The 24,251-nt window shown below is 54.7% G+C and carries 18 protein-coding genes; 9 read left to right on the top strand and 9 right to left on the bottom strand.

Annotated elements, in window-relative coordinates; translation table 11 throughout:
• Nucleotides 1-85 precede the first annotated feature (85 nt).
• Complete coding sequence (locus tag IBT46_RS12320) at nt 86-1,537, top strand: DASS family sodium-coupled anion symporter (RefSeq protein ID WP_370569441.1); 1,452 nt, start codon at nt 86-88, stop codon at nt 1,535-1,537.
• Nucleotides 1,538-1,680: 143 nt separating this feature from the next.
• Here the strand turns inward: IBT46_RS12320 and IBT46_RS12315 are convergent, their stop codons facing one another.
• The gene (locus tag IBT46_RS12315; protein ID WP_200545893.1) at nt 1,681-2,871 is read right to left on the bottom strand and encodes an MFS transporter; all 1,191 of its coding nucleotides are present in this window, start codon (nt 2,869-2,871) and stop codon (nt 1,681-1,683) included.
• Between the two features lie 225 nt (nt 2,872-3,096).
• Between IBT46_RS12315 and IBT46_RS12310 the strand changes: the two genes are divergently transcribed.
• Nucleotides 3,097-4,005: a LysR family transcriptional regulator gene (locus IBT46_RS12310; protein ID WP_200545892.1), complete on the top strand. Its 909-nt coding sequence runs from the start codon at nt 3,097-3,099 to the stop codon at nt 4,003-4,005.
• Nucleotides 4,006-4,022: 17 nt separating this feature from the next.
• On the opposite strand, the gene argE is transcribed toward IBT46_RS12310, so the two are convergent.
• The 4 genes from argE to IBT46_RS12290 are packed head-to-tail and all read right to left on the bottom strand — an operon-like array spanning nt 4,023 to nt 7,726.
• On the bottom strand, nt 4,023-5,171 hold the full coding sequence (argE, locus tag IBT46_RS12305) for an acetylornithine deacetylase (protein ID WP_200545891.1): 1,149 nt from the start codon (nt 5,169-5,171) through the stop codon (nt 4,023-4,025).
• Nucleotides 5,164-5,838, bottom strand: a complete 675-nt coding sequence (locus IBT46_RS12300; RefSeq protein WP_200545890.1) for a DUF1028 domain-containing protein — start codon at nt 5,836-5,838, stop codon at nt 5,164-5,166. Before IBT46_RS12300 ends, argE begins: the two co-directional genes overlap by 8 nt.
• A complete protein-coding gene (locus IBT46_RS12295) occupies nt 5,835-6,263 on the bottom strand; it encodes a RidA family protein (RefSeq protein ID WP_105593670.1) in 429 nt (142 codons plus the stop codon). The genes IBT46_RS12300 and IBT46_RS12295 overlap by 4 nt, the downstream gene beginning before the upstream one ends.
• Nucleotides 6,264-6,319: 56 nt before the next feature.
• Nucleotides 6,320-7,726, bottom strand: coding sequence for a cytosine permease (locus tag IBT46_RS12290; RefSeq protein ID WP_200545889.1), 1,407 nt, complete (start codon nt 7,724-7,726; stop codon nt 6,320-6,322).
• A gap of 323 nt (nt 7,727-8,049) precedes the next feature.
• On the opposite strand from IBT46_RS12290, the gene IBT46_RS12285 reads away from it, so the two are divergent.
• Complete coding sequence (locus IBT46_RS12285) at nt 8,050-9,300, top strand: NAD(P)/FAD-dependent oxidoreductase (protein ID WP_200545888.1); 1,251 nt, start codon at nt 8,050-8,052, stop codon at nt 9,298-9,300.
• Nucleotides 9,301-9,410: 110 nt separating this feature from the next.
• Here IBT46_RS12285 and IBT46_RS12280 read toward each other — a convergent pair whose 3' ends face one another.
• From IBT46_RS12280 to IBT46_RS12270, 3 genes are all read right to left on the bottom strand, one after another.
• Nucleotides 9,411-10,814 carry a DNA cytosine methyltransferase gene (locus IBT46_RS12280; protein ID WP_234480101.1) on the bottom strand — a complete coding sequence of 468 codons (1,404 nt, stop codon included), beginning with the start codon at nt 10,812-10,814 and terminating at the stop codon, nt 9,411-9,413.
• Nucleotides 10,815-10,903: 89 nt separating this feature from the next.
• Complete coding sequence (locus IBT46_RS12275) at nt 10,904-11,884, bottom strand: metallophosphoesterase (RefSeq protein WP_200545886.1); 981 nt, start codon at nt 11,882-11,884, stop codon at nt 10,904-10,906.
• Between the two features lie 126 nt (nt 11,885-12,010).
• The gene (locus tag IBT46_RS12270) at nt 12,011-13,315 is read right to left on the bottom strand and encodes an NtaA/DmoA family FMN-dependent monooxygenase (protein ID WP_105593675.1); all 1,305 of its coding nucleotides are present in this window, start codon (nt 13,313-13,315) and stop codon (nt 12,011-12,013) included.
• 139 nt (nt 13,316-13,454) lie between these two features.
• Here IBT46_RS12270 and fepB point away from each other — a divergent pair, with 139 nt between their 5' ends.
• From fepB to IBT46_RS12240, 6 genes are all read left to right on the top strand, one after another.
• The gene (gene fepB, locus IBT46_RS12265; RefSeq protein ID WP_200545885.1) at nt 13,455-14,420 is read left to right on the top strand and encodes a Fe2+-enterobactin ABC transporter substrate-binding protein; all 966 of its coding nucleotides are present in this window, start codon (nt 13,455-13,457) and stop codon (nt 14,418-14,420) included.
• Nucleotides 14,417-15,427: an iron ABC transporter permease gene (locus tag IBT46_RS12260; RefSeq protein WP_200545884.1), complete on the top strand. Its 1,011-nt coding sequence runs from the start codon at nt 14,417-14,419 to the stop codon at nt 15,425-15,427. The genes fepB and IBT46_RS12260 overlap by 4 nt, the downstream gene beginning before the upstream one ends.
• Nucleotides 15,424-16,473: an iron chelate uptake ABC transporter family permease subunit gene (locus IBT46_RS12255; RefSeq protein WP_200545883.1), complete on the top strand. Its 1,050-nt coding sequence runs from the start codon at nt 15,424-15,426 to the stop codon at nt 16,471-16,473. Before IBT46_RS12260 ends, IBT46_RS12255 begins: the two co-directional genes overlap by 4 nt.
• A 371-nt stretch (nt 16,474-16,844) precedes the next feature.
• Nucleotides 16,845-18,917: a TonB-dependent receptor gene (locus IBT46_RS12250; protein ID WP_200545882.1), complete on the top strand. Its 2,073-nt coding sequence runs from the start codon at nt 16,845-16,847 to the stop codon at nt 18,915-18,917.
• 581 nt (nt 18,918-19,498) lie between these two features.
• Nucleotides 19,499-22,693 (top strand): autotransporter outer membrane beta-barrel domain-containing protein, encoded by a 3,195-nt coding sequence (locus tag IBT46_RS12245; RefSeq protein ID WP_200545881.1) that lies wholly within the window; start codon nt 19,499-19,501, stop codon nt 22,691-22,693.
• 185 nt (nt 22,694-22,878) lie between these two features.
• On the top strand, nt 22,879-23,313 hold the full coding sequence (locus IBT46_RS12240) for a CaiF/GrlA family transcriptional regulator (RefSeq protein ID WP_200545880.1): 435 nt from the start codon (nt 22,879-22,881) through the stop codon (nt 23,311-23,313).
• A 205-nt stretch (nt 23,314-23,518) separates the two neighbouring features.
• On the opposite strand, the gene IBT46_RS12235 is transcribed toward IBT46_RS12240, so the two are convergent.
• Nucleotides 23,519-24,127, bottom strand: a complete 609-nt coding sequence (locus tag IBT46_RS12235; protein WP_200545879.1) for a hypothetical protein — start codon at nt 24,125-24,127, stop codon at nt 23,519-23,521.
• Nucleotides 24,128-24,251: the final 124 nt, after the last annotated feature.

The following is a 24,251-nucleotide window of genomic DNA, read 5'->3' as shown; positions in this document are numbered from 1 at the left end:
GGATTAATTACCATTCTTGATATCCATCAAGATGTGCATGCCTGTTTTTGTTCAAAAAGGAGGTAGGGGAAAATAAAGGGAAATAATGATGACTGAACAAGTGCAGGTAAAACTGGCATTTCCACTGTGGAAGGGCGTTTTCACGCTCTTTGTGGGCCTGCTAATCTGGTTTATGCCACCGCCCACCGGGCTGGATATTGTTGCGTGGCATATGTTTGCGGTCTTCGCCGCGACCATCCTGGCGATTATTTTAAAAGTGATGCCGATGGGCGCGGTAACCATGGTGGCGCTGGTCGTCTCGGCTATGACCGGGCTCACGCCGATCTCCGGCGGCGGCAACGGCAAGGTAGCCGCGCTGTCCGGCTTTGCCAACGGCACGATCTGGCTGATCGGTATCGCCATGTTTATCTCCCGCGCGGTGATTAAAACCGGGCTGGGCAGGCGCATCGCGCTGTGGTTTATCTCGAAATGCGGACACAGCATGCTCGGCGTGGCTTACGGTCTGGCGCTGTCCGATATGGTACTCGGCCCGGGCATTCCTTCCGCCTCAGCGCGTGGCGGCGGCATTATGTATCCCATCACCCAGTCGATTGCCACCGCATACCAGTCCGAGCCAGGGCCAACGGCCAGAAAGGCCGGGGCGTTTCTGATGATCTGTGTGTCGCAGATTGATGCCATTATCTGCGCAATGTTCCTGACGGCGATGGCCGGGAACCCGCTGATTGCCGAGCTGGCTGCCAGCCAGGGGATTCAGGTTAACTGGGGGATCTGGTTCTTAGGTGCCATCGTACCCGGTCTGCTGACGCTGCTGATTATTCCTCTGTGCCTCTATTATATTTATCCACCGGAACTGAAAAAAACGCCGGAAATACCGGGCATCGCACGGGAAGAACTGCGCAAAATGGGTCCGATGTCCCTTGCCGAAAAAATTCTGGCGTTCGACTTCGTGCTGCTGATCGTGCTGTGGACCGCGGGCGATATCTTCTTCCAGATCCCCGCCACGCTGTCGGCCTTTATTGGCCTGGTTATCCTGCTGCTCTCCAATATCATGTCGTGGAAGAACATTATTGAAGAGAAAACGGCGTGGGATACGATGTTCTGGTTCGCTGTGCTGGTGATGATGGCCAACGCCCTGAACAAATACGGCATGATTGCCTGGATCTCCAAGGGCATCGTCGGTTATATCGGCCACTTTGACTGGCTGCTGGTGTTCCTGGTGCTGATTCTGGTTTATTTCTACACCCGCTATTTCTTTGCCTCGGCGATGGCACATATTTCCGCGATGTATCTGGCCTTCCTGGCGGTGTCCGTTTCGGTCGGCGTGCCGCCGTTGCTGGCCGCGCTGACGCTGGGCTACACCTCCAATCTGTCGATGGGGCTGACCCAGTACTCCGGCGGCCCCGGCCCGGCACTGTTCGGCTCCGGCTATAACTCTACCGGCCAGTGGTGGGGCGTCAGCTTCCTGGTATCGATCGTGTCTATCGCCATCTGGCTGCTGGCCGGCGGCGCATGGATGAAAATCGTGGGCATCTGGTAACACTCACGTTCGCCAGCGGGCAGGCGCTCAGCCTGTCCGCTGCTGAGCGGTTGCCTGCCTTGCTTGCCTGTCTGCCTGTCTGCCTGTCTGCCTGTCTGCCTGTCTGCCTGTCTGCAACTTAATCGTTATCCGTGTTTTCCTGGTTATCCGCGTTTTTTTATCGATATCAGCGTCAGCAGCGCCACTATTACCGGCACCAGCGATCCCCACAGCACGGCATTCCAGCCGAAAAGATGCAGCAGCGCACCGGAAGAAAATGAACCAATAATCATCACGCCAAAAACGATGAAATCATTCAGCGACTGCACCTGAGTTTTCTCTTCGGGGCGATGGAAATCAACGATCTGCGCGGAAGCACCGGTAAAGCCAAAGTTCCAGCCAACGCCCAGCAGGATCAGCGACACCCAGTAATGACCAATCTCCGTTCCGGCCAGCCCGGCCAGCACAGAAAGAGCCGTAATCACCAGCCCGGCGGCGGCAACGCGAGAAGCACCGAAGCGGCTAATCAGCCCGCCGGTAAAGAAACCCGGCGCGTACATGGCAATCACGTGCCACTGGATGCCCAGGTTGGAGGCCTCCTGCGAGATGCCGTGCATATGCATCGCCAGCGGCGCAGCGGTCATCAGAAAGTTCATCACCATATAGGCAACCGCGCCGGTAAACACCACGCGGGTGAAACCCGGCTGGCGAATAATTTCAGCCAGCGGGCGACCAGCGGCCCCAGCTTTATTCTGCGCCACCGGCTCGGCCGACTTCACGCCGGAGAGCACCAGGGCGGAAATCGCAGCCACCAGCGCCTGGGCAATGAAGGTCACCGCGAAGGTATGCGGCGGCCAGAGATCCATCGTGCCGGTCACCAGCATCGGGCCGATAACGCCCGCCGCCACGCCGCCGCCCATCACCAGCGAAAGCGCCCGTGCCCGCCGTTCTTTGCCCACGCCATCGGTGGCCGCAAAACGAAATGACAGCCCTACCGCCGCATAGGCCCCGCCCATAAACGCAGCAAGGCAAAACAGAGAGAACGAACCTATGACCACCGCCAGTGCGGCAGCCAGGCCGGTGATCACTCCGGTACCGGTGCCCAGCAGAAAGGCCGCTCTGCGGCCATGCCGACGGGCAAACGCGCCGAGAGGTAAAATACAGGCGGCCATCCCCAGCACAAAAATCGTCAGCGGCAGGGTAGCCAGCGTGCTGTCCGGTGCAATGCTATTACCGACAATCGCCCCCGTCGTATAGAACACCACCGCATTCGCACCCGCCAGCGCCTGAGCGGTGGCAAGGCGAAGAATATTGCTATTCTGCTGCCGCAGGGGCAGGGTTATTTCAGCGTTCATTGAGTCTCTTTGCACAAGTTAAATGCCCGGTCCCGGGCATGATTTATCCGCTTATCAGATAACAATAATGTCGCCGCCGCCGCAATGTCAGGAGTTGTCCTTGACAATCACGCACTCATACAAATCGCTAAAACTGACTGCAAAATACGTGAAGTTCAACACAGATAAACGCTTTATCGCCGCCATTTTGCCGGATATGATCCTGAGAACGAATAAGGATGGTCTATGGCAAACTACACATTGCGCCAGCTGAAGTATTTCGTCACGACGGTTGAATGTGGCAGCGTGGCGGAAGCTTCCCGCAAATTATTTATCGCACAGCCGTCGATCTCAACGGCAATAAAGATTCTGGAAGAGAGCTTCGGCGTACAGCTTTTTATTCGCCATCACGCACAGGGCGTGTCGCTAACGCCTTCCGGTACCCGTTTTCATCGTAAGGCGGTCAGGCTGCTGCGAATGGCCCATGAGTTTGAGCAAAATGCGCTGGCCGATACGGACATTGTGGCGGGTAAAATCGATATCGGCTGCTTTGAAACGGTCGCTCCACTGATTCTGCCAAAGCTGATCCACGGCTTTAAGGCTCTGTATCCCGGCGTGGAGATTATGATCCGCGACGGCGAGCAGCACGAACTGTTGCAGGGGCTGGCCGCAGGCCGCTTCGACGTGGCGCTGCTCTATCAGCACGATCTCGACAACAGCCTGAGCGTGGAACCGCTGGTCGCACCAAGGAAACCGTACATTCTGCTGCCTGCGGCGCACCGACTGGCGCAGCAGAGTGCGGTTTCCCTGTCTGAACTGGCCGATGAACCGATGATCCTGCTGGATGTACAGCCCAGCCGTAACTACTTTATCAGCCTGTTTACCCGCGCAGGCATCACGCCGGATATTGTCTTTAGCTCGCCATCGATTGAAATGGTGCGCGGTATGGTTGGCCACGGTTTTGGTTTTGCCGTGCTGGTAACCCGCCCGAGTGGCAAGTCCAGCTACGACGGGAAGCCGCTGGCCATGGTGGAGCTGAAAGATGAGGTGGAGGGTTCCGGGCTGGCCGCCGCCTGGCTGGCTGGCGATCGGCTGACCAAACCCGCCGGACTGTTCGTGGAATACTGCAAAGCCGAACTACCGGGCATGCTGTAAACGGGACAGCGCGCCGTTCAGGCGCGCAGCCATTGGGTCAGATTACCCAGCATTTTCATACAGGCATCGATCTGTTCCACGCTGATGAACTCATCCGGTTTATGCCCCTGTTCCATACTACCCGGACCGCAAACCAGCGTAGTCATACCCGCCTGATGAAATAATCCGCCTTCCGTGCCAAAAGCAACGGTACTGAAACGGTCGCAGCCGCACCATTCGGCCAGCAGGCTGGCGAACCGACACGTGGGATCAGTCAGCAAACCGGGATACTGGCTGAGCGGCTGAAAGGTGATGCTACAGCCGTCGGCTTTTTGCCGCATAGCGGGTAACAGCTCGCACTGCGCATACTGTGCGATCCGCTCAATGACCGCGTCAGCCGGGGCATCGGGCAGATGGCGGATTTCAAAGTCAAACTGGCAGGACTGCGGCACGATATTTAACGCTGTGCCGCCGGAAATCGTACCAACCTGCAGGGTGCTGAAGGCTGGATCGAAACGGCTGTCCTGCACCTCGGCCAGCTGGTCACCCTCATCCATCAGCCGGGTAATCAGCCGGGTAGCATACTCAATCGCATTCACCCCCTGCGGTGCATAGGCGGAATGACAGGCGTGGCCGCGCACGTCGCAGCGCATCGCCACTTTGCCCTTATGGCCGTAAACCGGCCGCATTTCAGTGGGTTCGCCAATAATGCACAACGCCGGTTTACTGGCCGCATCAGCCAGCAGGTCCGTCAGGCTGCGCACGCCCAGGCAGCCGACCTCTTCGTCGTAGGAGAATGCCAGGTGCAACGGCAGTCGCAGCGGTTCGGCAACAAATGCCGGTACCGAGGCCAGCACGCAGGCGAGGAATCCCTTCATATCGGTGCTGCCGCGCCCGTAATAGCGGCCTTCCTGTTCCGTCAGCGCAAACGGCGGCACGTTCCACGTCTGACCCTCGACCGGCACCACATCGGTATGGCCGGAGAGCATCACGCCACCCGCTGTATCGGGGCCAATCACCGCGTAGAGATTCGCCTTGCTGCCGCTGTCATTATGCAGCAGCCGGGACGCCACGCCGTGTTCCGCCAGCCAGCTCTGAACAAAGTGAATCAGCGCAAGATTGGATTCACGGCTGGTGGTATCGAACGCCAGCAGCTGCGCCAGTAAATCGCGTACCGGGCTACTCATCGCCGGGAACCCCATAGCCGGGGGCCTGGCGCGGATCGAGTGCGCGCGTCAGATAGTCCTGCGCCTGAGGTTGCCAGGCGCGCCAGAGATCGTTCAGCCGGGCCAATGGAGCAGCATCCGCCCAGTCAACTCTGAGGTCAACCAGCGGCCAGCTTTGATCGCCCACCACTTTCAGCGCGGCGGAATGGACCGGGCCAGCTTCTCCTCCCGCCGCCAGCCCCGCTTCCATCGCGAGGATAAGGCGCTCTGCCAGTGAACCCTGGCTTTTCTCAAATGCGCTGACCATAGCGACGATCACCTGTTTCCCTGCCAGCATATTTCCCGCCGCCACGCACGCTTTCCCCTGAACCGCATGATGCACACCCAGCGTCTGGCTGCCGCTAAATATGGCGGTGTGGCCATCGCGCCCAATCACCGTCACCTGGCGATACTGGCAGTGTGCGTCACGGGCCAGTGCATCATCTAACGCTCCAGACACGGTCGCCCCCTGATCCAGTGCCGCGAGGATTTCCGGGCCAAGAGCGGGCAGGGTGATGTTCTGGCTGGATACTGCACCGACCCCGCTCAGTACCCACGGACAGCGAGCGCCCACCGCCATGCTGGAGGAGCTGACGGCCACGCCAAACTGCCCGGTTTCACTACAGCGCGCCGCGATTGAAAAGGTCACAGCGCCTCCTCATCCGGAATAACGGCTATGACATCAATTTCCATCAGCCACTGCGGCTGCGCCAGTGCAGATACCACCAGTCCGGTAGAGATAGGGAAAACGCCCTTCAGCCACTTTCCAACTTCCTGATAGACCGGCTCACGGTAGCGGGGATCGATAAGATACGTGGTCGTTTTGACGATGTGCGACAGATCGCTTCCCGCCTCTTCCAGCAGCTGTTTCACGTTTTTCATCGCCTGCTCCGCCTGCGCGCGCGGATCGCCCAGCCCCACCAGCGCCCCGGAAAAATCGGTACCTACCTGGCCACGCACGTAAACGGTATTACCTGCACGCACCGCCTGGCACAGATCGTTATCCAGGCTCTGATTCGGATAGGTCACTTTGGTATTGAACATGCGAATACGGGTATGCGTCGGTTTGCTCATCTTTTAACTCCTGTAAAACGGGTAAATGAAGCCGCATAACGCGGCCGGTGGAAAATTCAGGCGGGTCGGCAGTAGCTTTGCTGCCTGCGGCGATACGCGCTGTTGCGGCTGGCCAGCCAGTAATAAAGCGGTGAGGTCACCAGCAGGCCGATCAGCCAGGAGAGGTCCGCACCATTAATCCACGCGGAAACGGGGCCAACATAGAGCGGGGTATTCATAAAGGGGATCTGCACCACAATGCCGATGCCGTAAGCCAGCAGTGCCTGCGGGTTATAGCGGCCATAAATCCCACCATCCACCTGGAAAATGGAGCTAATGTCGTAGTTGCCTTTGTGGATGGCATAAAAATCGATCAGGTTGATCGCAGTCCAGGGCACCAGCACCACCAACAGAGCCAGTACCAGATCCACAAAGTGGCTGATGAAATCCGCCGAGGCAAAGATCGCCGCCACCGAGCAGATCACCAGGGCGATTGCCGACAGCACGGCCCGGCTTTTACTGCCGGGTATCCAGCGCCAGAAAAAGGTTTGCACCAGGGTAATTAACGACATCACCGCGCCGTACAGGTTAAGGGCGTTATGGCTGATCACGCTCAGCAAAAACAGCACCAGCATCAGTGGCCCAATCGCACCGGTGGCAGCCCTGACGGCGTCCATGGTTTGCAGGCCCGGCGGGGTCGCCAGTACCGCCACGGCACCAAAGATAAATGACAGGCTGGAGCCGAGCGTCGATCCCCAGTAAGTCGCCCAGAACGTACCTGCTACGGACACATTTTCCGGCAAATAGCGGGAATAATCGGAAACATAGGGGGCAAAAGCGATCTGCCACAGCGCCGCCAGCGATACCGTTGCCAGCCAGCCGTAAAGTGAAAATCCGCCGCGCGTCAGGAAATCCGCCGTATGGATATGGCTAAAGATATAGCCGAAGCCCAGCACGATACCGATCCCCAGCACCCAGGTCCCGATGCGGTTCAGCACGTGGATAAACCGGTAGCCGATAATGCCGATTATCCCGGACCCCACGGCACCAATGATAATCCCGACCGTCAGCGGTACGCCGGGAGCGATGCCGTGCAGCGACTCACCGGCCAGGACGATATTCGAGGTAAAAAAACCGACGTACATCACTCCGGCAATCGACACCACCAGCAAAGAACCCAGCGAGCCGAACTGCGCACGGCTCTGAATCATTTGCGGAATCCCCATCTGCGGCCCCTGTGCGGAGTGCAGCGCCATCAGCGCACCGCCAGCGAGATGGCCGACCAGAATGGCCACCACGCCCCACAGCAAGTTCAGATGAAAAAGCTGAACGGCCAGTGCGCCGGTGACAATCGGCAGCGGAGCGATATTTCCGCCAAACCACAGGGTAAACAGATCGCGGGTTTTACCGTGACGATCGGCCGGGGGAACATAACCGATGGTGTGTTTCTCAATCAGCGGGGGCGATGTTTCTGTTGGCGACATAGCAGGCTCCAATGTCAGAAAGTGCAGGGGATTTCGAGGCGTCGACGCATCGTTTTTTTATTGAGGCGATAATGCGCACTCTTTTTTCGACGGGTAAATTAGTAAGTTTATGGTCAGAGAGAATGAAAAAACTTGGCAGGGCAAACCAGTGGTGATTTAACGAAATTTCAACACTTGAGACATATGGATAACATTGAGCAGAAACGAACTCCCGCTGCCTGAATCGTTAATTTATCGTCAATGATGAACTTAATAATATTTTACCGTCTCTGATTCGCTCCCTAGGCTGCATTTGACGATTCCATAAGCCTGAGGATAGAGAGATGACGCCAGAAATAACCTTCATTGATACGCTGGTTGTCGGTGCCGGTCAGGCAGGTGTGGCAATGAGCGAACACCTGACGCGGCTGGACATCCCCCACATTGTGTTAGAAAAAAATCGTATTGCTGAAGCCTGGCGCACCGGCCGATGGGATTCACTGGTCGCCAATGGCCCCGCCTGGCACGACCGCTTTCCCGGCATGGAGTTTTCCGGTATCAGCCCTGATGGCTTTGTACCTAAAGAGCGCGTGGCGGACTATATGGAAGCCTACGCCAGCCGCTTCAATGCCCCCATTCGCACCGGTGTAGAGGTGCGGCGTGTCGATCGCAACATTAGCAAACCCGGCTTTCGTGTAGAAACCTCCGCCGGCGTGTTTGAAGCCCGCCATCTGGTGGTGGCTACCGGCCCGTTCCAGTGCCCGGCCATTCCGCCCATTGCACCGCAGACCGCAGAACTGACGCAGCTGCATTCGGCACATTATCGCAACCCCGCGCAGCTCCCGGAGGGAGCCGTGATGATTGTCGGTGCGGGTTCATCCGGTGTGCAGATCGCCGAGGAACTGAATCGCGCCGGGAAAGAAGTCTATCTTTCCGTTGGTCCGCACGACCGGCCGCCGCGCAGCTATCGCGGGCGCGATTTTTGCTGGTGGTTAGGGGTGCTTGGCCTGTGGGATAAAGCGACCACGGAGCCGGGCAAAGAACATGTGACGATCGCCGTCAGCGGCGCTAACGGCGGCCATACGGTTGATTTCCGCAAGCTGGCGGAGGAAGGGGTCAGGCTGGTAGGCCGCACGAAGCGTTTTGCCAACGGTGTGGTGGAATTTGAAAACGATCTGGCGCAGAACATCGTGCGCGGGGATGAAAACTACCTCTCCCTGCTCGATGCCGCAGATGAGTGGGTCACACGCAACGGTCAGGATTTGCCGGAAGAGCCGCAGGCGCGGATCATTCGCCCGGCGCCTGCCTGTATGACCTCACCGGAACTCCAGCTGAATCTGGCCGCAAACAACATCACCACGATTATCTGGGCGACGGGCTTTACCTCGGATTATCGCTGGCTGAACGTTAATGCCTGTGATGCACAGGGCAAACCGCAGCATCAGCGCGGCGTATCATCGGAACCCGGGGTTTATTTCCTCGGTTTACCGTGGCTCTCCAGGCGCGGTTCGTCATTTATCTGGGGCGTATGGCACGACGCCAAATATATCGCTGACCAGATTGCCATTCAGCGTAACTACCTTACCTGGCAGTAAGCACCATCGCCGCGGAAGGAGTAACGTCAAAAACGGCGGAGAGGTAAGAACATGGCCGGAAAGGGGACATATCCGCTTTCCGCGCCGTTACAGATCCGCTTTCCGGCCGTTTATCCCGCCGTTTTCTCCGCAGCGCGAGTTTTCTTCACCGCCTGCAAAATCACCGGCTCCAGCAGCCGGGCCACGGCAGCGAAAGCGGGCACCACCACCGAATTCCCAAACTGACGATAGGACTGGGTATCCGACACCGGAATACGAAACGTCTTTTCCCCCGGCTTTTCGAAGCCCATCAGGCGAGCGCACTCACGCGGCGTTAACCTGCGCGGGCGGTGTTCAAGGTTGGCCGCATCGTGGAACGCTTTCTCGCCCAGCGCTTTATCCCACCCCCGGTCGATCAGGATCTCAGAACCATCTTTGTGGTAACGCGCGGAAAGGGTGCGCGAAACAACCTGCCGATCGGCGGGTGACACCAGTCCGTAACCAAAACCATTACCTTTAGCCTGGTGCTTCTTGGCGTAGTTGTAGAGGTACTCCCACAGCTTTACCGTCAGGATGTATTTGCTCTCAACCTGTTTATCCAGCAGATCGGCAAAGGCGGGGCGCTGCGGCGGATAGAACTTCGCAATATCGCGCAGGGTAAAGCCTTTTGCCAGGCCAAGATCGCGGCGGAATCCCACCAGCACAATACGCTCGCGGTGCTGCGGTAAAAAATGTTTGCCGTCGATGATTTTGGGATCGGTCGCACCGTTAACATCAGCATCAGCGACGTCGTAGCCCAGCTCATCCAGCGTTTGCATAATCACGCGAAACGTTTTGCCTTTATCGTGGCTTTTCAGGTTTTTTACGTTCTCCAGCACGAAGATTACCGGTTTTTTGACGGCGATAATTCGCGCCACATCAAAGAACAGTGTGCCCTGCGTATCACATTCAAAACCGTGCGCACGGCCGAGGGAATTCTTTTTGCTGACGCCCGCCAGGCTAAACGGCTGGCAGGGAAAGCCCGCTAACAGGACATCGTGCTGGGGGATCTGCCGATCGATATGGGCATAGGCTTCCGCTTCGGCCACCTCGGGTTTATCGCTCAGCGTGACCTTACGGATATCGGTATTAAACGTGTGCTCGTGCTCATCGTTAAACCAGTTAGCCCGGTAGGTTCTTACCGCGTGCGGATTCCACTCGCTGGTGAACACACACTGACCGCCAATCGCCTCAAAGCCGCTACGAATGCCCCCGATACCGGCGAAGAGATCGATAAAGCGGAACGGATAGTGGGGATGATGCGACGGTGGCTGCGGCAGCATGGCCTCAAGCGCGCTGACTTCCGCTGCGGTTAATGCCTGTGCGGCGGATTTTCCGCTTATCCAGCGGCTTACCGACTCACGCGTCCAGCCGTCACCGCCAACCGATTGCAAATGCTCGGCAACGGTCCGTCGATCGTAAATTTCCAACACCCGCAGCAGCAGTGCGAGATCTTCCGCGATGCGGGCCTGTAATCCTTCACGGGAACCGGCCATCAGCGGCTGCACGGCAGGCGGTAATTCTTTCATGACGATAATATTCCGGGTTAAGTTCGTGACAGGCTATCACATAATTGACCCGGATTTTACAGACGGCTCTCGCTATCCACCTCGTGCAGCGGCTCGCTGTGGCTTAGTAGCAGGATACGGCTGATTTCACCACCAAAACCGGTGATGATAAGCCTGTTCCCGTTGAGTTCGGCAACGGCAAAAGGCACGTTATCCGGGCCGTCGAGCATCCCTTTCAGAGTAATAAAATCAGTATTCCCGCGCCGGTAATAGCCGCCACGGTGATCGTGACCGGCGAAGTAGGCGCGAACCTGATAGCGGCACAGCAGATCCGCCACCGCTTCACCGTTCCACAAAATGTGTTTTTTCAGCGGAGCCAGCGGATAGTGACCAAACACAATAACCGTTTCCCCCAGCGCCTGCGCCTGTTGCAGGTTCTGCTCAATCCACGCCAGCTGCTTCTCGCCGACCGCACCGTTCCAGCGCTGGGCCTGCGGTTGCTGCTGCGCAATCAGTTCATCAAGCTGTTCACGAGCCTGCTGCAGGTCGTCACCGTTGCCCGCGTTGCAGTAAAGGCTGATGTCGTTGCCATCGATGACCAGAAAGCGATAGCCGCTGAGGCGGAAGTGGTAATAGCTTTTCGGCAGGCCCAGCGGCGGAGTGTGCGCGGCCAGATGCTCGGAAATCACCTGTGCATCATGATTGCCGATCACCGCGACATGCGGATGGTGCAGTGCATCATAGCGCGGCAGCAGCTCGCTGTAGCTTGACCACTGGCGATCGACCAGGTCGCCCAGGGTGGCAACAAAATCGAGTGACAGATCGTTCAGCGCGCTAATGGCCGAGGAAAGCTTACACAGCCCATGGCGGTAATAGAGGTTATTTTCCACATCGGGATCGGCATCCGCATACTGAGGATCGGCAATCAAGCCAAATCGCAGGGTGCTGTCGGCGGGGCCAGGCGAGCGTAAGGCAGGGGGCTGGTAAAGAATTCCAGCCTCGCCCAGCGCCAACCGCTGCGGCTGGGAAAGCGGATTTGGCAACGTTTTAAGGGACATCGTGCAGCAGATCCAGGCAATAAATAAGAGCCCTATCCTCGCCGTGCGGAATGACGTTTTTATTGCCGAAACGTGACGTTTATACGACAAAAAACGGACTGCCGGGAAGCGACAGTCCGATAACACTCAACCAATCCCAAGATGCCCGGCCAGCGTTGTGGATGAATACTCGCGGCGCAGCAGGCCCTCTTCACTCAGGCGCGGCATCAGCTGGCTGAGGGTGAGATCCATGCAGCCCGGCGAACCGCCCGGAATAGCGATGATACCGTCCAGCGCACCGGCCTCGAAGCGTTCACGGATTTCACGTACCGCATCTTCCACCGTGCCGATAACCTGCCAGTAGGCGGAACCAACCACCTCCGGTCGCGTCATCAGATCGCGCAACAGCGGCTGCTCGCGCTCGATCAGCCGCCGCAGCAGATTGGCGTGTGTCTGGCTGAATACTTTCCCCGGCGGTGGCAGCATGTCCGGCGTAATGCGGGTATCCGGCGACAGCTCGCGCAGGTTAATGCCGAGCAGCTCGCTGGCGCGGGCGAATTTGCGCTCCGGGTCCAGCCCTTCCTGCGTGGCGCGGTAAAGTTCCTGCGCCTCCTCCCGGGTATTGCCCAGATACAGACTGACGCCCGGCATCAGGCGGATATCATCAGCGCTGCGCCCGTGCGCCACCGCCCTGCGCCGCAGATCGTTGCGCAGCTCTACGCCCGCAGCGATATCAGGCGTGGCGGCAAAAATGGCATCGGCGGTGCGGGCTGCAAAGTCACGGCCGGAATCGGAAGCCCCCGCCTGGAACAGCGGAATGCGCGGGCCGTCCCATTCGGGCACGTTAAGCGGGCCCTGAACGCTGAAGTGCTCACCCTGATGATCGATCGGCACCACTTTATCGAAATCGGCATACACGCCCGCTTCACGATCGATGCGCAGCGCCTCTGCCGGATAGCTGCGCCAAAGTTTGCGCACCACCTCGGTGAATTCCAGCGCCTGAGCATAGCGCTGCGCCGACGGAGGCATTTCGCTGAGGCCAAAATTCAGATTCCCGGCCAGTGAGGTCACCACGTTCCATCCTGCGCGGCCCCGGCTGAGCTGGTTCAGCGACTGGAACTGGCGCGCCACCACGTAGGGCGGCATGAACGTCGTTGAGGCGGTGGAAACCAGCCCGATACGGCTGGTGTGCGCGGCAATGGATGCCATCAGCAGAGTAGGATCAACGCTGCTGAAGGCTGGAGATTCAACCACCGCCTGGCGTGATAGCCACATCGCATCGGGGCGGAACAGGAAATCGAGCTTTGCTGCTTCGGCGCGCCGGGCGATATCAACATAAAATTCGCTTGAGTAAATTGACTCTACGTCACTGTCATTTCGGCGCCATCCATTGCCGGTTAGCCAGGTTACAGCAAGCGATAACCCGACGCAGAGCTGCCTGTTATTATTCACTCCATTCTCCTTATATCCTTGCATTTACTGATGTTGTTGTAGATGTGCGTGCGGAATATACTGCCCGTCGTTTTATGAATACGCAATGGCGCAGGGCAGCGTGTGCTGTGCAAAATAGTCCTTACAAGTGAAGGGATATATGAAAAAAATTAAACTAAATTTGCGATACTTATTATCTCTGGTGCTGTTGATAACGGCTTTTTCCAGCCAGGCTGAAGGTGAAAAAGGCTGGCCGCGCCAGTTCCACAATGCGGATGGCACGACCACGACCATCCCGGCGAAACCCAAGCGTATTCTTTCCACATCGGTCACCGTGACCGGCACGCTGCTGGCCATTGATGCGCCGCTGGCGGGCAGCGCCACCGGCGTGAACGGCGACTGGTACGCGCAGTGGCAAACGGTAGCGGCAGAGCGCAAGCTGGAAAAACTGTGGTCGGCGGGTACCGTCGATCTTGAACAGGCGTACGCAGTCACCCCGGATCTGATTGTGGTTTCCACCGGCGGAGCGGATTCCGCCAAGGCGCAGCTGGCGGACTTCCGCCAGATTGCACCAACGATCGTCGTTGACTACGGTGGACAAACCTGGCAGGAACTGGCGACGCTGTTGGGCGATGCGGGCGGACTGGAAAAAGAAGCCAGTGCGCGCATTACCGAATTTGACGGCCTCGTAAAGCAGGCGCGGGAAAAAATTACCGTCCCACCGGGACAGGCCAATATCATCAGCTATAACGGCCCCGGTATCCCTAACCCGATCGCTACGGCAAGAGGCGTGCACAGCAGCCTGCTGGCATCACTCGGCTTTAAAATGGAAGATCCGAACCCGGCCTGGCAAACCACGGTCAAAGCGCAGAATGATTTTGTCTGGGCAACCTACGAGAATCTGACCCAGCTGACTGCGGCCACCACCTTCCTGCTGCGCGCGCCGCAGGAGCGGGTCGATGCTTTTCTTCGCGATCCGATGCTGGCGAATCTGCCTTCGGTGCAAACGAAGCGGGTTTACAGTCTGGGGATCAACTCCTTCCGTATTGACTACTACAGTGCCAGTGAGATCGTGCGTGACGTGGTGAAAAACTTCGCAAAAACCCCGGCAGCCAGCGGGCAATGAATCAACTTTTCAGTCCGGCTTTTCGCCGCAGCGGTTTGCTCTGGGGCATGCTGCTGCTGGTTTTGCTGACCATCAGCAGCATGTTTATCGGTACCCGGGCGATTTCACCTGCGACCACCTGGCAGGCGCTGGTACATTTTGATCCACGTAATAGTGAACATCTGCTGGTGCACTATTTACGGGTACCGCGCACGCTGCTCGGGCTGGTTGTTGGTGTGGCGCTGGGCGCGGCCGGTGCGGTAATGCAGGCGCTAACCCGCAATCCGCTGGCCGACCCGGGTCTCCTCGGCGTGAATGCCGGCGCCACGCTCGCCAGCGTTATGGCGATCGCCTTTCTCGGGCTGTCCGATATCAATCAGTACATCTGGTTCGCCCTGGGAGGTGCTGCACTGACCGGCGGTGCGGTATGTGCACTGGGTGGCCTGCGCGGCAACAACCCGGTGCGGATGGTGCTGGCCGGGGCTGCGCTGTCGATTGTGATGCTGGCACTGACTCAGCTGATTACCGTTAACAGCGATGAAGCCGTGTTTGACCAGTTTCGCCACTGGGTTGTCGGCTCACTACAAGGGCGAGGCTATGCGGTGCTGCTGCCAGTGTCGCTGCTGGTTTTAACCGGCGTGGTGCTGGCGCTTATCCTTGCGACGGCACTGGATACGCTGGCTCTCGGCCTCGATCTGGGCAAATCCCTCGGAGTGAATCCGCTGCGCATCTGGCTGCTGGCGGCGCTGTCGATTGTGCTGTTGGCAGGATCGGCAACCGCCGCCGCCGGACCGATCGGGTTTATCGGACTGACCGCGCCGCACTTCGCCCGGGCATTTTCCGGCGCGGATCACCGCTGGCTGCTGCCCTGGGCGATGCTGATTTCGGCCATTCTGGTGATGGCGGCAGATACGCTTGGGCGTCTGGTGGGATATCCCGGAGAAGTCAGCGTAGGCATTATGGTCGCGCTGCTTGGCGGACCGGTATTTATCTGGCTGGTAAGACGCTGGAAGAGGGTACAGGCATGAAGAATCAGGATCTGCCGATCACAGGTCGCGTCTGGCAGTGGCGGCAATTTTCACTTCGCCTGTCACTGCGCAATCTGCTGGTGTGCTGTTGCCTGCTGGTGCTGGCGCTCATACTGGGCTGTTATGCCATGACCGTCGGCCGCCTGCCGATTGGCATTCCGCAGGTGCTTGCTGCACTGTCCGGCAGCGTGGAGGAGGGGATTTTCGGCCACGTTATCCGCAATATTCGCCTGCCGAGAGTGCTGGTGGCGCTATTTGTCGGGGCGGCACTCGGTGTTTCCGGGGCAATTTTCCAGTCAATTTCGCGTAATGTGCTGGGTTCCCCTGACATTATCGGCTTTACCACGGGGGCAGCCAGCGGGGCCATCATGCAGATTGTGCTGTTTGATGGCGGAACGCTACAGGTCGTGATCTGGTCGCTGGCGGGCGGCATGCTGACGGCACTGCTGGTCTACCTGCTGGCACGCCAGGGAGGCGCGGTACGGGGCTACCGGCTGATTCTTACCGGCATCGGTGTAGGCGCGATCCTCAGTGCATTCAACGGATTACTGCTGGTTAAAGGCGATCTCGATAATTCCATCATGGCAAATCTGTGGCTTTCAGGTACTACCGCCGCACGCAGCTGGGATCATGCTATTCCGGTGATTGTCGGTGTGATCGTACTACTGCCGCTGGTCCTGCTTGGGGCACACCGTCTGAATTTAATGGAGATGGGCGATGACCTGGCCCGTCAGTTAGGCGTTCCGGTTGAACGTATGCGCTTACTGATGCTGTTTGCCGGCGTAATGCTGGCGGCAGTGGCAACCAGTGCTACCGGACCGATAGCCTTTGTGGCGCTGGCTGCTCCGCAACTGGTGGTTCGCCTGACAGCCGGGCGGGGAGTGCCGGTGATGGGGGCCGCATTAATGGGTGCCTGCCTGCTGATTCTGGCCGATCTCTTCACCCAGATAATGCCTGTAGGGATCACCGTTCCCGTTGGACGCATGACCGGAATTATTGGCGGGATCTATTTGCTTTGGCTGCTGACCCGCACCCGACAAATCTAAACCATATTCAGTACAAATCACTGCAACAGAATCATTCCCCGGCATATAAAACCAAAATTTACTTTTGTTACATTTGATAATGATTTGCATTAACATATGCAAATCATTATTATTTTTGACGATTTTTTAGCGCGGTATTACTTACCTCATAGTGGTCACTTCTCAGCCACATCGCTTGATGGCGCGTTAACATCATGGTTAAAAAGCATAATTTACCAGAGTGACTATTATTTTCGCAGAAAGTCAGTGTAGATATTACATAACCAAAAGCCAGGATGGCCGATAAAGTCATTAGTAATGTGAATGTTATTGTCGTTTCACCCTCGTAAAAACAATAAAAGCAGTGCGCATCTGGGAAAGGAGAAAGACACATGGCCGAGCAGACTCAGGCTCAATACCAACTTGTGGCAGGACGGGTTTTCAAACGGACATTTTCATCGCTGTTAATTGGCTTATGCGTCTCAGGCGCAGGGAATGCAGCAGCAGCTGAAGAGAACGTTACCGAAACCGCCGTTGATAACACGATGATCGTCACCGGTGAGAAGACCAACCGCTCCATCTATGACACCGGCTCCAGCGTCAAAGTCTACGACAAGGACGCAATCGATTCCCTGCCGCACGCAGTGGAAATTCGCGACATCATGCAGATGATCCCGAACATTACCGATGTCGGCCCGGGTAACGATCTGCCCACCATTCGCGGTTTAGACGGTTCCGGTCCGGCAACTGGTGCGACCGCATTCTTCACCGGTTCACGCCCGCGTATCAACATGTCCGTCGATGGCCGTTCGCTGAGCTATAACGAAATGGCATTCGGCAGCCAGTCGCTGTGGGATGTGGACCGTACCGAAGTTTTCCTCGGCCCACAGAGCTATGTGCAGGGACGTAACGCCATTGCTGGTGCGGTGGTAATGACCACGCGCGATCCGTCGTTTGAATGGGAAAGTGCGGTAAAAGGCGGTATCGGTAATCAACACGCCTCGCAAACAGCCGCCATGGTTTCCGGTCCACTGATCGAAGATGAACTGGCCTTCCGCGTCAGCCTCGATCGCCAGCGCCGCCAGAGTACCGTCGACCTGATTGATTACGATCCCTATCCGGGGAAAGTGAAGCAGGTTGAAACCAACACCGCGCGTATGAAGCTGTTGTATAACCCGTCATCGCTACGCGAACTGAGCACCAAGCTGACGGTCAACCACTTTGACAGCATCGCACCACAGAACGAAGCGCTCAGCCCGGAAACCAACACCGTTGCCCGCTACGATCGCCGCCGTCCGGTCTTCCAGAACCAGTACAACAGCACGATCTGGGATATCTCCTGGGATCAGTCGGAACAGCTGCGTCTGTCGAACAAAGCGCTGTATACCGCGTTCAATCAGCATCGCCATACCTACGCCAGCAACGTCAGTGCTAACGTCGATGGCCATGAATTCCAGATGTCGCCACTGGTGAACTTTGCCACCGAAGATAACGTCTGGCGCGGTCTGGCCGGACTGAACTACTTCACCGCCAGCCAGGATGAGGATGTGTACCTTTACGGCGGCAGCTTCTTCAAGGATGAAACCAAAACCTCATCGGCCTTCGCCGAACTGACCTATGCGCTGACCGAACAGGTTGATGTCACCGCCTCCAGCCGCCTGGAACGCGAACATCGCCGCCGCGTTGGTAGCGGTGGTGCATCCGCAGTGAATTTCGATGAAACCTACAACGTTTTCCTGCCGAAACTGGACGTGGCATGGAAGCCGATCGAAGGCCAGACCTTCGGTGCCAAAATCGCTCGCGGTTATAACGCCGGTGGTGCGGGCATCACCTTCGCCACGCCGGTGGTCACCTACACCTACGATCCGGAATACGTCTGGAACTATGAACTGTATACCCGTCACCACATTGATGCGGCCGACCTCGATCTGACCAGTAACGTGTTCTATAACGATTACAAAAATATGCAGCTGCCGTATACGCTGTCATCAGGCTCATCGATTATCGACAATGCGGACAAAGTGGTGACCTATGGTGCAGAGTTTGGCGCTATCTGGAAGCCGAGCATTGATTTTGAAATGAATACCTCCGTTGGCTTGCTGAAAACCAAGATCAAAGAGTTTAACGGCAGCACCAACGAAGGCAATGTTCTGCCACGAGCACCGGGCTATACGGCTAACGTGGGCGCGAAATATATGCTGCTGCCGGGCGTTGAGCTGAGCGGTAACGTGAAGTTCAGCGGATCTTATTATTCAGCCTATGATAATGATAATCGTGGCCGCATTTCTCCATACTGGGTTTCTAATGCGCAGCTGGCTTATACCTTCAAATATGGTCGTGCAACGCTGTATGCGCAGAACTTATTTGATAACGATCACAGTTTGAGTATTAGTTCGAATGACAGAAATACGCCAATTACGCTTCGCGAACGCGCAATTGGAACCACGCTGGAACTGAACTTCTAATAATTTCAGATAAAATTCCGCCGCCGGAGAGTTTAATAGCTCTCCGACATTTTCACCGTTTCAAGCTCATAAAAAAACCTTTTCCATTTATAATTCTTTTAATACATACCCTTATCTACACGTGAATTTAACGATCAATCAATTAATATCCACTCAAATTCCAAGCTTGAAAGTAACAAATAAAACTTATTTCAGATTTAAAAACGACATTTAACTCTACCAGTCGATTAACAATGAGACTTAAGTGTTATTTTCATCCCTATCCTGTAATTAAGGTTTTTTAGGTTGATTTTTTAATATCATTTTCATTGCGCTGTCGATGAGAGATATTTATCAACATGATTACTATTTTTTTCTTTACAGTTGTTAGCTGCAATCAACACGATTCGTAATATTCTGTTAATTTTCATGGAGGATAATTTGAAGGGATATATTTTCTTCTGAGTTAAATCTGTAATTAGTTTTCCGCTGAGATAATTTTTTATTTCTGGTGTGAGGTTTTATGCTTAAAAATTAATGAAATAAAACAGGAGCCAGTGAGGCGAACTGTTCAATTGTTTATTATAAAAGGAATTGCAGTGATGAGAAAAAAAAGTTTCAAGCTGAGTGTTCTGGCGGCTTCAGTTATCGTCAGCCTTAGTACCCCAGCGTTTTCCGCCACCACGTCATCTTCTGTCGCAGTAAAAGACAAGGCTGCGTTAAGCCATGATGCCCAGGGTCAATATACTGGCGGCGGTGTCGTATTTATTGGCGGAAGCGACCTTCCGATTGTCAATAACACCCTTACCGGTAGTGAATGGGTTGCCATTAATACGAATACTCAGGGTTTTCACGCTCTGGTAAACAGCAGCGGTTACAAAGACTATTTGAACTCGGCCGTTCCAAGCCTGCCAGGCGATGCCAACTACATTATTTTCGAAGATTACCAGCGTGCCGTACATGGTGAGCGTCTGGCAAAAGCCACAGCAGCGGACGGTTATTCTGTTCCGGTTGGTGTCGTTGATGGCCTGAAAATGGGCACCGCGAATAATCGCTATCAAAAAACACAGAGCGTAACGCTTTATCAACGTGATGCCAGCGGCGCTATTCAGTATCAGAAAAAAGCCGACGGCACATTTGAACTTGATACTGCAGGAAATAAAATTCCTTTAACCGTCAGCAAAGTTATCGCGCTCGATCGTAACTCTGACGTTTATATCAGCCCGGTCGATCGCACCGGCGGTGTTTTTGGCCTGCAAAACGCAGCTGTATATTCTCAGGTGAAAAGCCTGAATCAAAGCGTCGCAGCAGTCGCCGTAGACGGTAATCTGCAGGAAACCGCTACGCACGATCGCGCTCGCGATGCTCTGGTGATTAAAAATACCACTATCGATAACACGCTTAATACGGATTCCGTGCCGGTTAATCCTTCAGGAAATGTTCAAGGTGAAGAGCATGTCTATACCATGCGTCCTTCAGCGACCGGCCTGAGCATTAACAGTAGCAGCATGAATTACGCGGTTGACAGCAGCGGTAACCATATTGCTGCGAATCAGACGCTGACCCATCAGGTTGCTAAAACGCCAAACGTTGTTTTAGATAACGCTCAGATCACGGCAAAAAATATCGCTGCGGTTCGTGAGGATGATAACTACGACGGTAGCCATAAAAATAACGGCAACTACAGCCGCGATGCCGACAGCAAATCCACTGCGGTAGCCATCTCCGGTTCTGGTTTATTTGTCTCCGTGACCAACAATTCAACGCTGTCCGCTGGGGTAAACAACGCAGGTTCAGCACTGGACATGTCCGGTCATGCTAACCGCGTGGATGTGAATAGCTCAACGCTGAATGGCAACGTGAATCTGACCCACGACGGCTATACGCCAACGATCAACGTAACCGTAGTGCGTGATGCGAAGACCGGCGACTATGTTGCAAGCGGTGCCAGCATTACTAATACGCAGGTTATGGATCGTGAACACAACGGCACCACGCTGAATCTGACCAACAATACCGTGGTAAACGGTGACATCACCGCTCGCGGTGCCACTGGCTACGTTGTTCAACTGACCGACGTGACCGATGCGAAAGCGCCGGTGGTTCTGGCACAGGGGGCAATTGATGCTTCACTGTCTGCGTCTTCCATCTATAAAAACGCCGTCAGCAGCGTCAGCAATACCATTCTGGTGAATGCCAGCAATGCGTGGACGCCGGTTACCGTTAACCTGAACCACAGTACGCTGAATGGTAAAGTCGGCGGTATTACTAACATTTCTCGTCCTGACGATACCCTGGTATCTTCATGGAACCCGGACATGAACGTTAAAAACGGCGCAGTGTGGAATGCCGCTGCAACGGCTGATGGCGGTCTGGCAATCAGCGACGTTCATGACATGAACCTTTCTGCCTCATCATTGAATTTGATCAACCTGGCAGACGACACTGCAACGCTGGGCGATCGCGGCCGTTATGAAGACCTGGGCGCTGCACGCGTTATCGTTCATGGTAATCTGAACCAGGACAAAGACAGTGCTGGCCATTATCAGACTTCGGTTATCACCGTGGGTAAAGCCGTAGCCGAGCCGCTGCTCAACATTGGTGGTGATTACACCTATGGTTCAGTTCAGGTTAAAGGCACAGCAAAGGGTGAGTACCGTCTGGAAATCGCTAACTCTGGCGTAGAACCTTATGTCAAAGACGGCTACGTTGCCGATCGCGACCGCGTTAATGGCGTGAATCCTCACAGCTTCGTCAACTATCTGGATAAAGGCAGCGATGCGCACTTCATTGGCCGCACCGAGCTGGGTGTTTACCAGTATGACGTTCAGGACATTCTGAATGACAAAGTGCACGACGAACGTAACGTTTATTTTAAAAATAATGGCCACCTGTCAAACAGCGCGGCAACAGCATTAAGCATGGCGGCCGCGCAGGTGAATGTTGCCAGCATGGAGTCGGATGCACTTAACCAGCATATGAATGCTTCACGCCACGCCAGGGATGACGGTGGTGTATGGATCTCTTACTTTGGTGGAGAAAACCACAATACAACGTCAGCCGGTGCTGGGTATAAGTTAAATACCAACGGCGTTATGCTGGGCGTTGATAACCTGTTTGATGCGAAGAATGGCGGCAGCTGGTTAGCCGGTGTGGCGTTCTCGTCAGCGCGTTCCGATCTTGACGTGATGAACAGCAGCGGCGATCTCGATAGCTACGGCGCACAGTTCTATCTGTCTCGTCGCTTCGAAAATGGCATCTTTGTTGATACGTCCGCGCAGTACAATCATTTCAGTAACAGCGGCGATGCCCGTACTCTGGATGGTCAACGTTCACGTTCTGACTTCTCTACCAACGGCTATGGCCTGGGTATGAAACTGGGTTATGCCTGGGAAGACAGCGGTTACTTTGCTGAACCGTATGTGAAAGCGACCGGTCGTGCCATTGATGGCGCACACTACACCATGAATAACGGCATGGTTGTAAATGGCGACGATTTCAAATCAATGGTAGGCGAAATCGGTACGGATGTGGGTTATACATTCGAACTGAATCAAGGCTATATCAAACCTTACCTGCACATGGCAGCGCTCAACGAATTTGCTGATAGCAATGAAGTGAGACTGAACAACGTTAATATGAATAACAGCATCGATGGTGCTGCATTCCAGATTGGCGGCGGTGCTGAAGTTCAACTGATGAAAAATGTCGGCGGTTATGCCAGCTTCAACTATACCACTGGCGACAACCTTGAGCGTCCATGGCAGGCAAACGTGGGCGTGAATTATTCCTGGTAAACCCTCTCCCCATTGCTAACTTTAGCAATGGGGAACTATTTTTTTAGCTGCGTATAGTTATTTTTTCTGTGTCACTGCGGGTTGGGCAAATACTCTTTGCCCATTTTTCCCATTTTCACGTGAAAAAATGAGCCTTGAATCTCATCGGTAGTGTACATTTCTTATCAAACAGGGACGACATGATTATGAGTAAAGACGAAAACGTTATTTCTCCCGATAAGGGAACAACCAAGGTGGTAAAACAGAGCAATCATGACGGTGGCCGTGTGCCTGCGGAATTAAGTGAGCATGCCGACCAGCCTTTATATGTTCTTATCGCATTATGGGGTCTGATGCAGAAAACGTGGATTGGACATAAACAAGTTTCTGACGTCTTTGCTATTACCGAGCGCAGGGCATCCTTCCAGCTGTCTTATATTTTACGTAAGACAGACGTCATAATCTGCCAGACAAGAAAGGTAAAAGCTCAGGGTACGCGCCGCTTATGCCATCAGATCAAGGTTGAGGAGGTCAGAATTGCAGGTAAAGCTGAAAAAATATCAAAAGTAAAGACTCAATCAGGTATCTATCACCAGACTAAAGGTGAATGCGTTGCGAATATTCCGCAGCTTGCAACATAAAAATCAACCTACCTTATTATTTGTTGAAACCCATGGATATTTTATAGTTTAATGTTATTAAAAAAAATAACCAATATGATTTTTTGATAATTACAGGACAAAACAATACAGTTTACTCTGATACAGTACAGTCGATATAATTGATCGCACATTTAACAAGCATCATGTTTAAAAAGCCATCTTAATTGCGCGATCAATCTTTCTTTTACTTTTTCTTTTCGGTGAATAAATACCCGAACGTAGCAAAAAGACACAGGGTATATCCCAGCAGTTCACTCCCTTCTTCTGCCATGTTTTTCACCGTGCGGTTATAACCATCTGGCATCAGATGCCGCCATAACTCATTCATACCAAACAGGCGTGAAAACACCAGGATAGTGAGCATGCCGGCCACCATCATTCCCCAGGCAGGATGTCGCATAAAATCAGCCAGGCCCGAAATCAGGTAACGAGGGTGCCTGAGCGCAGCGATAAGTGAAACAACCGTAACTGCCAGAGCAAACCAAAACCAACTTCCATGGCTGATTTTATCAAACAAAAAATCCAGCTCACGAATCAACATACAGGCGAAAAAGCCAGCGACCAGAATTCGTATCGGCTGCTGATCCACAGAATCTCTGGCATGAAGAATAAACAAAAATACAATCGCACCCAGTATTAATTCCTGAGTGATTTCCGTAAATGAAGCTTCATGCATCTCATCACTCATCCAGACCACATCAATAAATACTAATCCCATCATCGCACTAAGAAATGCTGCAAAGATAAAAAAAACACCAATTTTATTTCTAATTGTAAGCAGATCTTCAGACATTATTGCCCCCGGTAAACTAAGCTGCGGGCAATTATAGAGATGTGAAATCAGAATTCCTGGCATTCTATGCCGTGGACCATACAATCGCACAGAATGCCAGGGTAGCCGCCTGCTTAGAAACGGA

The sequence above is a fragment of the Erwinia sp. S38 genome (assembly GCF_016624545.1).
GTDB lineage: Bacteria > Pseudomonadota > Gammaproteobacteria > Enterobacterales > Enterobacteriaceae > Erwinia > Erwinia coffeiphila.
The sequence above is the reverse complement of the archived record's forward strand: the minus strand, read 5'-3'. Positions and strand labels throughout refer to the sequence as shown.

Coding starts and splice junctions, on each gene's coding strand:
- IBT46_RS12320 (WP_370569441.1), top strand. CDS start 86: ATGATGACTGAACAAGTGCAGGTAAAACTGGCATTTCCACTGTGGAAG.
- IBT46_RS12315 (WP_200545893.1), bottom strand. CDS start 2,871: ATGAACGCTGAAATAACCCTGCCCCTGCGGCAGCAGAATAGCAATATT.
- IBT46_RS12310 (WP_200545892.1), top strand. CDS start 3,097: ATGGCAAACTACACATTGCGCCAGCTGAAGTATTTCGTCACGACGGTT.
- argE (WP_200545891.1), bottom strand. CDS start 5,171: ATGAGTAGCCCGGTACGCGATTTACTGGCGCAGCTGCTGGCGTTCGAT.
- IBT46_RS12295 (WP_105593670.1), bottom strand. CDS start 6,263: ATGAGCAAACCGACGCATACCCGTATTCGCATGTTCAATACCAAAGTG.
- IBT46_RS12290 (WP_200545889.1), bottom strand. CDS start 7,726: ATGTCGCCAACAGAAACATCGCCCCCGCTGATTGAGAAACACACCATC.
- IBT46_RS12285 (WP_200545888.1), top strand. CDS start 8,050: ATGACGCCAGAAATAACCTTCATTGATACGCTGGTTGTCGGTGCCGGT.
- IBT46_RS12280 (WP_234480101.1), bottom strand. CDS start 10,814: ATGGCCGGTTCCCGTGAAGGATTACAGGCCCGCATCGCGGAAGATCTC.
- IBT46_RS12275 (WP_200545886.1), bottom strand. CDS start 11,884: ATGTCCCTTAAAACGTTGCCAAATCCGCTTTCCCAGCCGCAGCGGTTG.
- fepB (WP_200545885.1), top strand. CDS start 13,455: ATGAAAAAAATTAAACTAAATTTGCGATACTTATTATCTCTGGTGCTG.
- IBT46_RS12260 (WP_200545884.1), top strand. CDS start 14,417: ATGAATCAACTTTTCAGTCCGGCTTTTCGCCGCAGCGGTTTGCTCTGG.
- IBT46_RS12255 (WP_200545883.1), top strand. CDS start 15,424: ATGAAGAATCAGGATCTGCCGATCACAGGTCGCGTCTGGCAGTGGCGG.
- IBT46_RS12250 (WP_200545882.1), top strand. CDS start 16,845: ATGGCCGAGCAGACTCAGGCTCAATACCAACTTGTGGCAGGACGGGTT.
- IBT46_RS12245 (WP_200545881.1), top strand. CDS start 19,499: ATGAGAAAAAAAAGTTTCAAGCTGAGTGTTCTGGCGGCTTCAGTTATC.
- IBT46_RS12240 (WP_200545880.1), top strand. CDS start 22,879: ATGAGTAAAGACGAAAACGTTATTTCTCCCGATAAGGGAACAACCAAG.
- IBT46_RS12235 (WP_200545879.1), bottom strand. CDS start 24,127: ATGTCTGAAGATCTGCTTACAATTAGAAATAAAATTGGTGTTTTTTTT.